At 50.7% G+C, this 15,081-nt stretch carries 16 protein-coding genes; 8 read left to right on the top strand and 8 right to left on the bottom strand.

All coding sequences use genetic code 11. The features are described 5' to 3' along the window. Positions 1-143: 143 nt before the first annotated feature. The 7 genes from AC0YNU_RS13250 (at position 144) to AC0YNU_RS13220 (ending at position 5,173) form a co-directional block, all read left to right on the top strand. Complete coding sequence (locus AC0YNU_RS13250; RefSeq protein WP_475757113.1) at positions 144-719, top strand: metal-dependent hydrolase; 576 nt, start codon at positions 144-146, stop codon at positions 717-719. A 249-nt stretch (positions 720-968) separates the two neighbouring features. Continuing rightward, the gene (locus tag AC0YNU_RS13245; protein ID WP_475757110.1) at positions 969-2,264 is read left to right on the top strand and encodes an ABC transporter substrate-binding protein; all 1,296 of its coding nucleotides are present in this window, start codon (positions 969-971) and stop codon (positions 2,262-2,264) included. A 234-nt stretch (positions 2,265-2,498) separates the two neighbouring features. After that, positions 2,499-3,137 carry an HD domain-containing protein gene (locus AC0YNU_RS13240; protein WP_475757108.1) on the top strand — a complete coding sequence of 213 codons (639 nt, stop codon included), beginning with the start codon at positions 2,499-2,501 and terminating at the stop codon, positions 3,135-3,137. A gap of 166 nt (positions 3,138-3,303) precedes the next feature. Continuing rightward, a complete protein-coding gene (locus AC0YNU_RS13235) occupies positions 3,304-3,750 on the top strand; it encodes a MarR family winged helix-turn-helix transcriptional regulator (RefSeq protein ID WP_475757106.1) in 447 nt (148 codons plus the stop codon). Between the two features lie 81 nt (positions 3,751-3,831). After that, positions 3,832-4,131, top strand: a complete 300-nt coding sequence (locus AC0YNU_RS13230) for a winged helix-turn-helix transcriptional regulator (protein WP_475757104.1) — start codon at positions 3,832-3,834, stop codon at positions 4,129-4,131. Positions 4,132-4,171: 40 nt separating this feature from the next. Next, positions 4,172-4,471, top strand: a complete 300-nt coding sequence (locus tag AC0YNU_RS13225) for a VOC family protein (RefSeq protein WP_475757101.1) — start codon at positions 4,172-4,174, stop codon at positions 4,469-4,471. Positions 4,472-4,576: 105 nt separating this feature from the next. After that, the gene (locus AC0YNU_RS13220; RefSeq protein WP_475757099.1) at positions 4,577-5,173 is read left to right on the top strand and encodes a nitroreductase family protein; all 597 of its coding nucleotides are present in this window, start codon (positions 4,577-4,579) and stop codon (positions 5,171-5,173) included. Between the two features lie 112 nt (positions 5,174-5,285). Here AC0YNU_RS13220 and AC0YNU_RS13215 read toward each other — a convergent pair whose 3' ends face one another. From AC0YNU_RS13215 to AC0YNU_RS13185, 7 genes are all read right to left on the bottom strand, one after another. Next, the gene (locus AC0YNU_RS13215; protein WP_475757097.1) at positions 5,286-5,846 is read right to left on the bottom strand and encodes a DinB family protein; all 561 of its coding nucleotides are present in this window, start codon (positions 5,844-5,846) and stop codon (positions 5,286-5,288) included. A gap of 207 nt (positions 5,847-6,053) precedes the next feature. Then, positions 6,054-6,515 (bottom strand): small multi-drug export protein, encoded by a 462-nt coding sequence (locus AC0YNU_RS13210; RefSeq protein ID WP_475757095.1) that lies wholly within the window; start codon positions 6,513-6,515, stop codon positions 6,054-6,056. A 114-nt stretch (positions 6,516-6,629) separates the two neighbouring features. Then, on the bottom strand, positions 6,630-7,724 hold the full coding sequence (locus AC0YNU_RS13205; RefSeq protein WP_475757093.1) for a DUF5808 domain-containing protein: 1,095 nt from the start codon (positions 7,722-7,724) through the stop codon (positions 6,630-6,632). A gap of 2 nt (positions 7,725-7,726) precedes the next feature. After that, positions 7,727-8,122 carry a GntR family transcriptional regulator gene (locus tag AC0YNU_RS13200; protein ID WP_475757091.1) on the bottom strand — a complete coding sequence of 132 codons (396 nt, stop codon included), beginning with the start codon at positions 8,120-8,122 and terminating at the stop codon, positions 7,727-7,729. A 304-nt stretch (positions 8,123-8,426) separates the two neighbouring features. Then, positions 8,427-9,173 carry a type I methionyl aminopeptidase gene (gene map, locus AC0YNU_RS13195; protein ID WP_475757089.1) on the bottom strand — a complete coding sequence of 249 codons (747 nt, stop codon included), beginning with the start codon at positions 9,171-9,173 and terminating at the stop codon, positions 8,427-8,429. Between the two features lie 93 nt (positions 9,174-9,266). After that, positions 9,267-10,376, bottom strand: coding sequence for an FAD-dependent monooxygenase (locus AC0YNU_RS13190; protein WP_475757087.1), 1,110 nt, complete (start codon positions 10,374-10,376; stop codon positions 9,267-9,269). Positions 10,377-10,530: 154 nt separating this feature from the next. Continuing rightward, entirely contained in the window at positions 10,531-10,785 is a 255-nt protein-coding gene (locus AC0YNU_RS13185) for a hypothetical protein (protein ID WP_475757085.1), read from the bottom strand. Between the two features lie 2,202 nt (positions 10,786-12,987). On the opposite strand from AC0YNU_RS13185, the gene AC0YNU_RS13180 reads away from it, so the two are divergent. Continuing rightward, positions 12,988-13,464 carry a hypothetical protein gene (locus AC0YNU_RS13180; RefSeq protein WP_475757083.1) on the top strand — a complete coding sequence of 159 codons (477 nt, stop codon included), beginning with the start codon at positions 12,988-12,990 and terminating at the stop codon, positions 13,462-13,464. 312 nt (positions 13,465-13,776) lie between these two features. On the opposite strand, the gene AC0YNU_RS13175 is transcribed toward AC0YNU_RS13180, so the two are convergent. Then, positions 13,777-15,051, bottom strand: a complete 1,275-nt coding sequence (locus AC0YNU_RS13175) for a beta-propeller fold lactonase family protein (protein WP_475757081.1) — start codon at positions 15,049-15,051, stop codon at positions 13,777-13,779. Positions 15,052-15,081: the final 30 nt, after the last annotated feature.

Here is a 15,081-nt window from a genome sequence, read left to right as displayed (position 1 = left end):
GAGTCAGAATCGCTAAACCGCTAAGCTCATTGGCGGTTTCTTTGGTGTGCAAAAAAATGCTGTTGACAACAAAATAACCAATGGTTATATTCTAACCAAAGGTTAGTTACCAATGGTTACAAAATACAAGGAGAGTGTTAAACATGTTTGCAGGACATTTCGGTTTGGCGTCGGGAGTACGGGCGAAGGCGCCGGAAGTTCCGCTGTGGGCTTTGCTCGCGGGTTCGCAGCTGCTGGACATCGTATTTTACCCGATGATGATGAGCGGCGCGGAATCGATGGACGACACGACGCACGGCAGCGGTTATGGGGAGTTGATCATTCACGCGAGTTACACGCATTCGCTCGTCGGGGCGCTGCTCCTGTCGGTCCTTGCCGGCTTGCTGGCTTGGAGGCTGTGGGGAAAAAGAGCGAGCTGGATCATGGCCGGCGTCGTCTTCAGCCACTGGGTGCTCGATCTCATCGTTCACCGAGAGGATATGCCGTTATTGCCGGGCAACTGGGGCGATCTTCCGCTGCTCGGGCTGGGCGCATGGAGGTGGCCTTGGTTATCCGCCGCTATGGAGCTTGTGCTGATCGTGGTCGGTCTCCTCATGTACGCCGGCTTTATGCTGAAGGATGCCCAAGGCGCCAAGAGGAAAAAAGGGATCGCCTCCGTCGTCGCGCTCGGTCTGGTGCTCGCATTTTTGCTCGCCTCGGACATTATGGGGATATTTTAACGGATCAGCGGATGCTGTTTTCGGAGTAACCGCTGGTTATATTGGGTTGGAATCAGAACACATTCTTGTCATCCGACACGTCTCCCCTCCTTTCAGTGCCTCCCGATTCGCAATAGTCATCCGCGTATTTTGGCTAGAAACAGATGATTGCCGAACAAGATCAGACGATTGCCCCCTACGGCTGGGCTATTAAATCCTATATTATGGAAAATGTAGGAAGTAGCCTAAAAGTTGAGAGGTGATATCGCTGTGAGAAGAGGCGCCTTATGCGTCACGACGATCTTGCTTGCGACGGCGCTAGTCGCGTGCAACAACGAGAATCAACCGTCCGGGACGGAGCAGCATGCGACTTCGGAAGACAGTGCAACGAAAGTGCCCCTATCGTTCGCTGCGCTTGGAGGAATTCCGCAACGGATGCAGGACGAATTAAACAATCATTTTACGAATTTAGACATCACGTACTCCGCCCTCGATCTGAATGGACTGGAAGGGCATGCGGTGGACGATACATTCCCGGATCTGGTATTGGATGTCGATCACATTGCTACGCCGTCTGATATTTGGGAGCAAGTCCGATTAGATCTAACCGACTACATTCAAGCGCAAGAGATGAATCTCGGTCTGTTTGATTCAGGTCTGGTCGAGCGAATCAATGCGTTTGACAACAAAGATGGCCATATTTATGAATTGCCGTTTAACCGATACTTAAGCGCGCTATTTTATAATAAGGACGTATTCGATGCTATGAAAATCAGTTATCCGCAAGACGGCATGACGTGGAAGGACGTTGCCGAACTGAATAAGCAGTTTGCCGGATCAAGCTATGTCGGATTCACACCGTACACGAGCGAAATCAGCATCTTGAATATGATAGACGAGTACGGCCTGCATTTCTTGGATGCGGCAACGGATCGTTCGACCGTATTAACTCCGAAATGGGTGGAGCTGGCGACGCTAATCCGCGATCTGATTGCGCCCGCAGCTAACCAGGAGACAGAGGCGGTGAACCCGTCAACCGCACGATCGACGTTTACGTATAGCGGCGGCATCGCGATGGCGCTTGGAGACGGAGCGGATTTGTTGGTGGAAGGCGCGCAAGGCGGGCAGAATCTCGATCTTGTCAGCTTCCCGACCGTAGAGGAGGGAACCAAGATCGGACCGTTCCTGAAGTCGTCTACGTTATACGTATCGTCGACTTCCAAGCATGCGAAGGATGCGTTCCGGATCATCGCGTATTTGTTGTCGGAGGAGAGGCAGTTGGACTATGCGAAGGAAGGGATCGGCCCAGCCATTCGCACGCCTGAAACGTTGGAACAATTCGGGGCATCGGTCAATGGGACAGCCGGTAAGAACGTGCAGGCTTTCTTCGAGAATACTTCCCTGCCGTATACGGAGATAAGCGCGTATGAGAATGTAGCTCTGCAAGTAGCGGTGCAGCAAATGCCTGGCCTGGCGAATCCAAATGTAAGCGTAGACGATTTTCTGAAGCAATTGGACGGCATGATTAACGGCGCCGTCGACGACAGCAAAGCGAAGAAATCATAAAATCATAAGATAGAAGTTAGCGCGGTCCATGTAGGCGCAAGAACGGTAACTTGCCTATACGGACCGCGCTTTTGCTTTGCCTAGAACAATTTGTCCACCGTACTGATCCATATGACCTTTTATGAATGATTAGTTCTGTCTATCGTTTTCATAGAAACAATGGGATTGATCTATGTTTTTTGCCGACTTACAATGATGGTGCAAGACATCATCCAATTAAGGAGGTTGATCTTTATGGCGAATACGATTGCGAATATTATCATACCGGATAGTCAGCTGGCGACTCAGGCAGCGGAATTACTCCGTGATCATGGAGATGAGTTACTGTGGAACCATTCCAATCGTGTTTTCCTGTTCGGAGCCCTTCAAGGACGACAGGCGGGCCTGAAATTCGACGCCGAGATCCTATATATCAGTGCTTTATTCCACGATTTGGGTCTTACCAAGGCGTTTAGCAGCCCCGACAAACGCTTCGAGGTTGACGGAGCGAACGCTGCTCGTGATTTCCTAGCGTCGCAAGGCGTACCGCAGGAATCGATTCGCCTTGTTTGGGATGCGATCGCGCTTCACACGACGATCGGGGTCGCTCAATACAAGGAGCCAGAGGTAGCGCTGATCTATTCCGGCGTCGGGTACGACGTAATGGGCGAAAATTTCGAATCGCTTTCGGCCGAGGTTCGGGAACAGGTCATTAACGCATTCCCTCGTAACAACTTCAAACAAAAGATCCTGCATGCATTTTTGGAAGGATTCAAGCATAAGCCGGAAACGACATTTGGCAACATCAAATCCGATGTATGCGAACGTTTGCTGCCCGGATACAAACGCCCTAGTTTCTGCGACTGTGTACTTCATAGCCAGTGGAACGAATAGAGAATCGGAAGTTAATAAACGAGCCGTTTTTTGAGCAGCCCAATGTGTCTGAACAGCCTCCCTCGTGTTTGTATTGAACTATAGCGCCCGTCAGCTCCCTGTCATTGACAGAGTCGTTCGTGACTCCTATACTAAAGTCAACTAATTGACTATCGAGGTTGATTCGATGACTGAAAACAAAAACGAACGACTGGAGATTATCGACAACGTCTTCCGGGCAAACGTGTTATTAGAACGTATCGGCCACAACTTGTCGTCGCAAGCCGGCTTGTCCAGTCTGCACCAATGGTTTATTCTTATCGCTCTTGCGCGGGTCGGGGATCAATCCTTCAAGGATTTGGGGAACAACATGCTCGTGACCAAGCAAAATATGACAGGCATGGTGCAGCGGTTGAAACAAAACGGATTCGTCTCGACTTATGAGTGTCCAAATGACAGGCGCGTCACCAAAGTCAGCATTACCGAAGAAGGAAAAAAAGCGTTGGCCAATGTCAATGAATATTCCGAGGTGAAGATGGAACGTGCATTTGAAGGATTTTCCTCTCAGGAGTTGTCATCGTTCGGCAGCTTTCTAGAAAGAATGATCGGAAATATGAAAAAAGAGAAGCAATAAAAATTTTTCTCTATATAGTCAATATGTTGACTGTAAACATGTTTATCAATATAGGAACTCCTGGGATAAACGGAGAACGACATGGATAAAAACAAACTTCAAGTGGATAGCCGGCTGCTATTCGGAAGATGGAATTACGACATCGTGAAGGCATTAATGAGCGGTCCGAAACGTTACTCGGATTTCAGGAGAACCATGACGATTACCGGCACGAGCCTGACCGATCGGCTGCGAACGTTTGAAGCCGAGAACTTGATCTTGCGACATGTTTACCCCGAGATGCCGATACGCATCGAATATGCATTAACGGATAAAGGGGAAGCGCTGCGGCCAATGGTCGAAGCATTCGAACGGTGGATTAGCCAATACGATGAATGTTAGCGAATGGACGATGGGAGACATTTGAAAGGAGGTGAGAAACATGAGCGAATTTAAGGAAGACGATCCCTTGTATTTTAACGGTGATTTTGGAACCGGGGATACGAGAAAATGGTTTCCCGAAGGCAATGACGAAAACGGAATCGCATTTTATCAAGGCGTATTCAGCGGAGAATCGGTAATCCAGTTTGCTTCCGAAGATCACATTCGCAGTGCTTATGAGGCATTGGCGGCTGGCGGCAAAATCGTGAAGCCATTAACGGAAGCTCCCCTCGGTGGACTTGTCGCGGCCGTAACGGATCGTAACGGCATCAGTTGGAACCTGCACTATGATAAGGGATAATGATGGAATAATGGAATGATGGCATTGAACATCGAGGCGTGTATCTTCAACCACTTTATCTTAAATTAAAGATTTCTACTACATGATACCAGAGGAGAGATCACCATGAGCAAATTGTTTTTGGAAGCTGTCAAAGCTAGACGCACCTTTTACGGGCTGAGCAAGGAAATCGTCGTATCTGAAGACCGGATCAAGGAAATCATCGGCGAAGCCGTCAATCATACCCCTTCCGCATTTAATTCGCAAAGCTCGCGCGTTGTCGTTCTTTTCGGAGAGCAATCGGACAAACTGTGGACGATTACGAAAGAATCGCTTAGAAAAATCGTTCCTGCCGATAACTTCGCGGCGACCGAAGAAAGAATCAACGGTTTTGCGAACGGCTATGGCACGATCTTGTTTTATGAAGACCAAACTGTCGTAAAAGGCTTGCAGGAGCAATACGCGTCTTATGCCGACAATTTCCCGATTTGGTCGAACCAGTCCTCAGGCATGCTGCAGCATGTCATTTGGACGGCGCTTGTCGCGGAAGGTCTCGGTGCTTCCTTGCAGCACTACAACGAGCTCATCGATGCTGAAGTCGCGCAAACGTGGCAGCTTCCGGGCGAATGGAAGCTGATTGCGCAAATGCCGTTCGGTAAACCGACTTTCGTGCCGGGCGACAAGGATTTCATGCCGCTGTCGGATCGCGTGAAATTCTTCTAAGTGTTGGTAAACAATAAAGTTTTGGACTGGAGTCATGCTTTAAACTGATTCAACTAATACAGCGGCGAGCTGGGACTCGGAGATCCTGTCCTAGACTGGCCGCTGTTTTAATTTATATTCCGTTATCATGCCCTACCGGTACAATATCAAACGTCGACGGCGCCCCTGTTTGAAGGTGTTTTAGTATTTGTTCTTGGTGATGCCTGTCATGATTAATAAACATTTCTTGTAAAAAGGTTTCCAACGTATACGGGCTATTATGAAATGGTCTGCCAAATGCCGTTTCCGAAACCAGATTGAGTTTTACTATCAATTGTTTGCGTTGGAAAATTGCTTCCGCAAGCAAATCATGAGGTTTCATTTTTCTACCGAAAGTAACGGATGCATCGTTAAATGCCTGTACATCGTGATGTTCTTCAAGTATTACTTCTTCATTGTTTATTATCTGACCGATTGTCGTAATAAAGTTTTGGTCCCAACCCATAATATGACTGATAATATCCCGGCTTGACCATTTACCATTTATCGGTACGCAAAGAACTTCATCAGAGTAAAGGGTTAAATGAGAAATAAAAACGGCCCATCTCTCTAAATCCTTAGAGACATCTGTAATCGTAGCCACATAAAATTCCCCCAAGATAATAGTTATGAAAACGTTCAACCACTCGTTCACGCATTGGAAACCGCCTATGTTTCGATATGGTTCTCGCTAATTATACAGAACATTTGTTCCCTTGTGAATATTTAACTTTTGCATCGGCCTTGCCCGTTAGCGTCACAAAAAAGAGGAGCAGCTGCCGTCAGCAACCACTCCATCATGCGTAAAACTATCGTCCCCCGTTAATTGAGCGAGGCAATCCTCTTTATCTCTAATTCATCTTTAAATAAAGCCAAAACCGTAATACGTAGCTGCCGCGAACAGAACAGTCCAGAACGCAAGGCTCGTCGTCATCCAGAAGAGAACGTTTTTGCGCGGGGCTTTGAAAATCATGGCGAAGATGACTGCGACTTCCGTTCCGATCAATAACGGACCGATGACGGCAAGGCCGGGCAGGCCATACTTAACGAACACTGCATGCGCCCGTCTGCTCTTCTTGCTCTCCGGTTGCTGCCTGACTTCGACAATTCGTTTCTTGTTTCTCCACTCCCGCCATCTCTGGAAGAGGAAGACCACCAGCAGTACGGTCAGCCAGTTGCCCGTAAAAGCAAGAATCGCGGACCAAATCGGATGCAACCCAAGCGCTATAGCCAGCACGACAATCGCCGCCGACTCTATCCAGGGCAGCGCCGACAAGATGAATACTGCCAAGTAAGACCATTCTTTAAGATAATCCTCCAGCATTCGTTGACCCCCCGCGTTTATCTTTGACTTGGATCAAATTCGCGCAACTCGTACCCGTACAGTCCCCGTTAGCGAAGCAGCTACTTTATTCCTGCTGTATTCAAACGCATTGCTTTACATCCCGTAAATGGGCACGAGAATGGCGGTCGTCAGAACGACTATCATCGAAGCGGCTATGATTTTCCCGATCGGATTGGCCATATTGATCGTCCATGCGAATCCGTATCGATCCGGAACGAACAGCGCAGGGTCTTCGGGGTTCGCGTAAATGCTGCCGAGCCACTTCCAATGTCTCTCTTCCTGCGACGGAAGGTCCCCTTGCTGATCAAGACCTCTGATTCGCAGGTAAAGAATGACGCCGATCAGCGCCAAGAAGAACGCCGCCAGGAACGAGATGTTGCTGCGGAAGAGCAGATTGAGCTTCCAGCCGTACAGCATTACTGCTTGCATCAACCCTAAGTTTGCGACCCCCAGCAGCGAAATGCCCCAAGCCGCTATCGAATGGATTTTCTTGAGCTTCAACTGCTTCCGTAACGAACCTGCTCGGTCTTGGGGATCCAGCGATGTCCTGGCGCGGCCGATCATCAGATTATAGCCGGCGAATAACGCAATCATCAGCGCTTGCACGATGTTCATCATGAACACGGTCCGTACGGTTTTGTACGTGTAATGATCCGGAAAGCCGTTCAGCCCCATATGCGTCGCGAACGACAGCGGAATCGCGTTCCATCTTGCAACGGCCAAGATGATGCATACCGCCATCACGGCAACATGCGCCGAATACCACCACGAGCCCAGCACCGAACCATGAGTCCGGCCGACCACGAGGCTTGCTGCGCGCTTCGTCTGCACGACAACCTGCCAGCCTCTGGCCGCCTTCAAGCGTTGCGCGGACATTCGGCTGATCCGAATGGCGAAGACCGACGCAATCATCAACAGCAAGATGGCTGCCGCCCAACACAGGATACTCCACCCCGCCGTTAGATGACGCGTCACAAGATAGCAAGCTCCTCCGATGACGATCGCCAAACCGCCGGTGAGCAAAGCGTAATTTCGGCGTATGCCTCGAACGGCCGCATCCTGCAGAGCCTCCGCCGGCAGCGCGATGCCGAACAGCAGGGTCCGCAAACCGAGATAGACCTGTAAGCTGATCATCAACGCGATACATAAATAAAAGCCGGACATCATGATCGTCTCTTGTACAGTCAACGCTATTCCCCTCCGCGATTCGTAATGGTAGCCCGGTAAACCGACCTGCTCTCCTGCGCGAATGCCTCTTCCGCCATGCCTCGAACCGCGGCTGCCGCCGCAAGAGAGCGCAGCTGCCGCCGGAGCTTCTCCTCGAACGCCTCCGTCACGCCTGGCATCCCATCGGGCTGAACGATAACGCCCTTTTTCCGGTGTACTTGCAGAAAGCCCTCCTGCTTAAGCAAATTGTAGGACTTGTTGACGGTATGGAGATTGATCCCCAAGTCCTCCGCCAAGCGCCGCACCGACGGAAGCGGATCCCCCGGCAGCAAGGAACCGGAGGCGATCCCTTCAACGATTTGGTCAACTAATTGTGCGTAAATCGGGATTTCAGATTGCAGATCGAGCTCGATGAACATGAGAATATCTCCTTATGACAGCTCTGCGCCGCGATTTGACATGTCGAAGCCGTTCAATATCGAACCACCCTCTTCAATTTAACACCTGTTATAGTACATATATAACACATATAAAAATAACAAACAAGATTCAGTTAAAAATTTCCCCATTTTGCTTTGTTCAGTTTCTCAACTAAGCTGTCAAATGAGTTTGCGAAAGGCTATCGCGTTAAACAATCCTGCCCTTATTAAAATGAAAACGGCAGCTGACTTTTGGTCAGCTGCCGTATCCATATTCAACTATCCTATTCGTATTTCACACGGTCTATGCTACAGTCACGATGATGGGCTGATTCTTAGTAATGATGATCGTATGCTCGTGTTGTGCCACAAAGCTATTGTCAGGCGTACGCAAAGTCCACCCATCCTGCTGTTCGACGGCATATTTAGCTCCAGTAGATAAGAAAGGCTCGATCGTAATAACCTGACCCTCTTTCAATACGCGTTTATCATGCTTGTTATAAAAGGGGAGAATCTCCGTGGGAGTCTCGTGCAGGGATTTGCCAATACCGTGACTGCACAGATTCTTAATCACGTTATAGCCGCCCTTTTCAGCCTCGGTTTGAATGATTCTTCCAATTTCGTTCAATTTTACGCCATGCTTCAGCGACAAGATCACCTTCATCATCGTATCGTGCGTGTATTGGCAAAGACGCGTCAACGAAAGGTCGTACGGGGGGATTTGAAAAGAGTGCCCTGTATCGGCGAAGTAACCTCCAAGTTCAGCCGAAACATCGATGTTTATTAAATCGCCCGGTTGAATCTTCCGATCCCCCGGTATACCGTGAGCCACTTCATGGTTAACGCTAATGCAGGTGTTGCCGGGGAAGTTATACGTTGATTTAGGCGCAGGCACGGCTCCATGCCGTTCCAAAAACCGCCCCCCGATATCATCCAGTTCCTGTGTCGTCATTCCCACGCGCACGCGGCGTTTCATTTCACTAATCGTCATTGCAACGATTTTGCCGATTTCCTTCAGACCATCGACATCGTTTTGTGATCCTATTGTCACGAAAGTAACCTCCGTTTTTTAGATAACTCCATTTTACCACAGAGGAGACCTATTCCGACGAAGTTAACCGCTCCTTATCTTGCAGATTGTTCCCTAGGCATGTCCTATGTCGGATGGTGCTTGCGAATTTCTTTCGCGAATGGCTTCTTCCGTTCCGGGAACAAGAAAATCCACAAACATTGCCGCGTTCGCTTGCACTTCCTCGATGAAAGGACGGAAGCTCGCGTTGTATTCTTGGAACGCAAGTTCAACATTGCCATGGTTTTTTTGGAACGCATCAGCCAAGGCCGCCGCCCCGTCGATTGCCAGTGATCCACCCATGCCAGCCGCCGGAGAGGCGCAATATCCTGCATCGCCGACTAGCGCTACCCTGCCTTTTGTCCACGACGGCATTTTCATTTGGCACAGCTTGTCAAAGTAGAACGTTTTCGACTTCTTCACTTCGTCCAGCAATTCCGGCATGCGCCAGCCTAGTCCGGTAAACTGATTCAAAATGATCGTCCGCTGCTGGTCTTCGTTTCGGTAGTCGTAAGGGATTTCCTGCTCCGAAGAAAAACAGAGGACGATATCGGTTTTATTGTTATAGGCGTTCAGCATGACCGCCTTGCCCGGCTCATTGTACATCTGGGTCGTATTCTCCCGGATCAGCAACTTATCCACGATCGTGATCGAGAAATACGTTTGAAGGAAATGCGAGAATTCCGTCTCCTCGCCGAAGCACAATTTTCTGACGACCGAATGAATGCCGTCACAGCCGAATACCAGGTCGTACGAGCGCTTTTGTCCCCCTTTGAAAGCTACCTCGACGCCGTTACTTTCTTCTCTCAAGGACGTTATGCTATCGCCGAAAATAAATTCGACATCGTCTTTGACGGCCTCGAACAACATATTCAGCAATACGTCTCGTTCGATTTCATATTCATCCTCTGCGAGCTGCTCACGGAATTCCAATCTCTCGGTGACATCATCGGAATTTTTGAATTCCGTCACTTCCATGTCTATCTTGTTCGACTGGATTTGGTCGAGCAGCCCCATGCGTTTCACGATATCGACGGTATTTTCGCGGATATTTACAGGCGTGCCGCCTTTTTTGAGACCTTTGGCGATCTCGACGATGGTCACGTTATAGCCCAACTTGTTCATCCAATAAGCTGTTGAAAGACCGGCGAAGCTTGCTCCGCTAACTAGGATATGCTTGTTCATATTCGTTCCTCCCGTAGTTGTAATGACGAGGTTTAGCATAAAATAGCTTTATGAACGGAATATAAACAGCTCGTGCAGAGCCAGACGTTGACCTTAAGACAATGGGAATCTTATGCATGCAAGAAAAGAGCCCATCGAAAAATGGGCCCTTTCATTAAGCGAGTCGCGTGATTACCACATGCGCGGAGACAGGCCTTGTTCCTCCCGCAACCGGAGTAATCGTTAATGCAGCAGCGTTGCCGGCTGGATTTTGCAACGCGAGAATCGAATTAAGGGCTGTTGTTTGCACAAGAGCCATTCCAATTATTTGAGAAGTGCCTGTTGCCCGCCCGACCACCGTATAGGCTAAATCCACGCCATTTAGCGTCAAAATCAGTTGACCGGCTTCATCTATGCTCACCTGAAACAAGACCATATACGTCCCAATCGCAGACAGGTTGAATGTACTGGGACTGGTACGAACGATCGCCCCTCCGCTAGTAGGTCCATCTTGCGGGAAACTGATGTTCGTACCCGGAGCTACCGTTGCTGGATTATCCGGAGGCATCAATGCAAAAAAATCCGCAAAGTCTAGTACGCTTCCGGTTACACCTGTGGCTCCCGTTGCTCCAGTTGGTCCTGTTGCCCCGGTTGCTCCCGTTGCTCCTGTTGGTCCCGTGGCTCCTGTGAATCCTGTAGCTCCCGTTGCTCCCGTTGGTCCCGTGGCTCCTGTGAATCCTGTAGCTCCCGTTGCTCCCGTTGCTCCCGTTGCTCCGGTTGCTCCGGTTGCTCCTGTTGCCCCGGTTGCTCCCGTTGCTCCGGTTGGTCCTGTTGCTCCGGTTGCTCCCGTGGCTCCGGTTGGTCCTGTTGCTCCGGTGGCTCCGGTTGCTCCCGTGGCTCCCGTGGCTCCGGTTGCTCCCGTGGCTCCTGTTGCCCCCGTTGCTCCCGTTGCTCCTGTTGCCCCGGTTGCTCCCGTTGCTCCCGTAACTCCCGTTGCTCCCGTGGCTCCAGTTGGTCCTGTTGCCCCGGTTGCTCCCGTTGCTCCCGTGGCTCCCGTTGCTCCGGTTGCTCCCGTGGCTCCCGTGGCTCCCGTTGGTCCTGTTGCCCCGGTTGCTCCCGTTGCTCCCGTTGCTCCGGTTGCTCCTGTTGCTCCTGTTGCTCCCGTTGTTGCTCCTGTTGCTCCCGTTACTCCAGTGACTCCTGATGCCCCAGTTACACCTGTGGTCCCCGTTGCGCCCGTTGCGCCAATTCCCCCTGGTACGCCAGTGGCGCCTGTTGCCCCGACTTCTCCCGTTGCTCCAGTAATGCCAGTGGCTCCCGCTGCGCCAGTTGCCCCGGTTAGACCGGTTACGCCTTGAGGGCCTTGAGCTCCCGTAGGACACGGGGGGCAAATGCCCTGCGGACCTTCCGGACCTTGTGGACCTTCCTTCCCTCTTGGCCCTCGCGGACCTTGCGGTCCTGGCGGCCCCGGGGGACCTCGGAATTTTCCCATAGGTGTATGCTCTCCTTTATTTAGGCTGAACACCTGATGAACATTTGCATGAGGGTCGACTGGTAGTGCCAGCAGAGAGATTTCACTTCTTTTTGAAGTTTATTCCGCTCGGCGATCCATCATGCAAATGACGTTGATCCATTGTCTCCCCGACAAATAGCCAAGCGTTACATATCACCGATGCGATTGCGTAAGCCCCGAGGAAAAAAACGGTTGCCGCAGCAACCGTTTTTCTTGCTTACCATTCTTTTTCACTATCTCGGCTCGTTCCGGCTACAACCATCGTAATCAGGCCGGTAAACTATCCGCTTTTGTAATATCCCAAATAAAGGATAACCCGGCAAATTAAATGGGCGGATTAAGGATAACGGGCGTTGGATTCATGCTTGCATCCAGCAGCAATTGGCCTAACGCCGGAGTAGCTACGATCATATTCGTAGTCGCATCGGAGGCTTTTTTTAAAATTGCAATAGGTAATAACCGAAAGGATTGCCGCATGGCAACCTTTCAGCCTTAAGCGAGCTTCGACTGTATCGAATTAGTATTCGTAAAGGGAAGCGAGGTATCTCGTTGCAAATAGAAATAGTCAGATATTCCAATAACCGGTGGGTACATGCATTTTTTATCGACCTTCAATCATAACAATAAGAGTAATCATGAGTTAGAAGATGTTCATAATGCCTAAATTTGCGCCACCTTAAACAAGGAGATGAAGTTATGGGTAAATTCAAGGGTCCTCCTGGACCCCCTGGACCACCCGGACCTCCTGGACCGCGAGGGCCGGAAGGCCCGCCAGGATTACCGCCACAAGGACCTCAATTACTGCAAGAACTTGCAGGAGCAATAGGGGCCGCTGGACCCGCTGGACTTGCAGGAGCTCTTGGACCCGCAGGACTCGCCGGGCTTGCAGGGGCGCTTGGGGAAGCTGGACCCGCCGGACTTGCGGGGCTCGCAGGAGCACTTGGGGCCGCTGGACTCGCAGGACCGCCAGGTGCAACGGGAGCTGCAGGTCCAGCAGGCGCGCCGGGGGCGATCGGTCCTCCGGGTCCTACGGGCGCATCAGGTACTGGAGGATTAATACCATTTTCGACGGGGATTATCCTAAGCGGCGCTGCAGTCGTATCAGCTGCACCCATTTTAATGGGTTTCGGCAATCACACGGTTGAAGTTATCAACGGCGCCGGAGAATCAACCATGCCGCCGGAAGCAGGCGGTTTTGCTTTCCCGGTTCCATTCGATGGCCTCATTCAAAACTTGCAAATCAGCGCTGATTTGCTGGTTGCGTCCGTGGTATCTATTAACACGCTCGGTCTTCAGTATGATTTCACGGTATTCCGCGCGCCGTCAGTTCCGAACAATGGGATTAATCACGGTTCTTCGGCTTACCTGACTACTCCGCTAACGAGTTCGGTGCGATTTGGATTTCCGAATAATATTATTACCGCCGGTACATTCCAAACCGCTACGAATTTAAATCTCGGAGGAACGCTAGCGGTTGCTGCCGGTGATCGTATCGGTATTCGCATAAGGACGCTAGCGTCGACGGATCCTTCGGCGGCCGATATCACGCAACTCTCGTTTAGCGCCAGTTTTTCGTATACGAATTTTTTAAATTAGCAGCCGCATCATATAGGAAAAGACAGCCGATTTTTTCTGGGCTGTCTTTTATGTCGTTGTCCGTGAAATGCAATTCTTTAGAGAAAGGGATTCCTCGATAATTCAGATACCGACGTAACACGGCCTTCATTCTCATCATCGATACGATTCACCGTTCGATAGTCCTCTTGCAGTACGATCGTGAACGTCCCTTTTCCGGGAATCGAAACCTGGCATATTGAATTTTCTTTGGTTAGCCTGGACAACCGTTCCATTAATTCTTCTATCGTTCGAACTTCCTCCATACTAATCACCGCCTTTTGTCAGAAGTTTCTATGGATTTACGCCTACTGCAAAAGGGCGCGCCCCTACCGGTATAACCGCAATCACCGTTTGCGTTGAGCCATCAATAACGGAAACGTTATTATCGTTCTGATTGGTGACGTAGATTAGATTCGTCTTCGGATTGACTCCTACCCCATTCGGGCTATTCCCGACTGCTATGGCTGCAATGACCCCATTCGTGAGACCGCTGATGACGGAAACCATATTACTATCCCTATTGGGAACATAGATCGCATTATCGGCGGGATTAACGCCCACTTCGGCCGGCGTAATCCCGACCGGAACGCTCGCGATGACTGCATTGGTAAACCCGTTAATAACGGATACGAAGTTGCTGGTGAAATTCGAAACGTAAATCCGATTCGTTGCCGCGTTCACCCCTACCCGGAACGGATTAACCCCGACCGGAATGTTCGTGATCACGGCATTGGTTTCTCCATCAATGACAGACACGATATCGGAATTGAAACATGCCAAATATATCCGATTGGTTACCGGATTGACTGCAATTCCGGTCGGGAATGGATTGCCTCCCACAGGCGTAATAGTAACGACCACGGTATTGGTCAATCCATTGATCTCGGTAATATCATTGCTATTGAAATTCGCCGTGTATATGGCGTTGGTGGCCGAATTGGCCGCTACGTCTCCCGAGCCGTCCCCGGCAGGGACAGTGGCGATGACGGAATTGGTTGCGCCATCGATGACGGTTACTTCAGAACTGTTCACATTCGACACGTAGATGCGATTGGTTAAAGGATTGACGTCTATTCCTGCCGGGTTAACCCCCACGGGAATCGTGGCGATGACCGCATTCGTGGCCCCATCGATAACGGATACATCGTTGCTATTGAAATTAGCGACATAGATTCGATTGACCGAAAAGGAACCAGCCGGTCCTGTCGGCCCTATAAGTCCCTGAGGACCTACTGCCCCCTGAGGCCCTGCAGCACCAGCTGGCCCTGTTGCTCCTGCCGGGCCAACCGCGCCTGCAAGCCCGGCTGCTCCCAGCGCTCCGGCAAGTCCTGCTAGTCCTGTCGGTCCAGCCGCCCCAAGCGCCCCTGCAAGTCCTGCCAGACCGGCCGGCCCAAGTGCTCCCGCGAGGCCTGCAGGTCCAACTGCGCCAATCGCGCCTGCGAGTTCTTGAAGTAATCGAGGTCCCTCTACGGTGGGTCCTGGAGGTCCTGGAGGTCCTGGAGGCCCCGGAGGTCCTTGAGGTCCTCGCGGTCCGGGAGGTCCAGGACGACCGTTCAATTTACCCATAATTACATCTCCTCGTCGTTAGATGATGGC

This window comes from Paenibacillus sp. J31P316, assembly GCF_056269105.1.
This window is presented reverse-complemented; position numbering and strand designations above follow the sequence as displayed.

Coding starts and splice junctions, on each gene's coding strand:
- AC0YNU_RS13240 (WP_475757108.1), top strand. CDS start 2,499: ATGGCGAATACGATTGCGAATATTATCATACCGGATAGTCAGCTGGCG.
- AC0YNU_RS13190 (WP_475757087.1), bottom strand. CDS start 10,376: ATGAACAAGCATATCCTAGTTAGCGGAGCAAGCTTCGCCGGTCTTTCA.
- AC0YNU_RS13225 (WP_475757101.1), top strand. CDS start 4,172: ATGAGCGAATTTAAGGAAGACGATCCCTTGTATTTTAACGGTGATTTT.
- AC0YNU_RS13210 (WP_475757095.1), bottom strand. CDS start 6,515: ATGCTGGAGGATTATCTTAAAGAATGGTCTTACTTGGCAGTATTCATC.
- AC0YNU_RS13220 (WP_475757099.1), top strand. CDS start 4,577: ATGAGCAAATTGTTTTTGGAAGCTGTCAAAGCTAGACGCACCTTTTAC.
- AC0YNU_RS13180 (WP_475757083.1), top strand. CDS start 12,988: ATGGGTTTCGGCAATCACACGGTTGAAGTTATCAACGGCGCCGGAGAA.
- AC0YNU_RS13230 (WP_475757104.1), top strand. CDS start 3,832: ATGGATAAAAACAAACTTCAAGTGGATAGCCGGCTGCTATTCGGAAGA.
- AC0YNU_RS13175 (WP_475757081.1), bottom strand. CDS start 15,051: ATGGGTAAATTGAACGGTCGTCCTGGACCTCCCGGACCGCGAGGACCT.
- AC0YNU_RS13250 (WP_475757113.1), top strand. CDS start 144: ATGTTTGCAGGACATTTCGGTTTGGCGTCGGGAGTACGGGCGAAGGCG.
- AC0YNU_RS13235 (WP_475757106.1), top strand. CDS start 3,304: ATGACTGAAAACAAAAACGAACGACTGGAGATTATCGACAACGTCTTC.
- AC0YNU_RS13200 (WP_475757091.1), bottom strand. CDS start 8,122: ATGTTCATCGAGCTCGATCTGCAATCTGAAATCCCGATTTACGCACAA.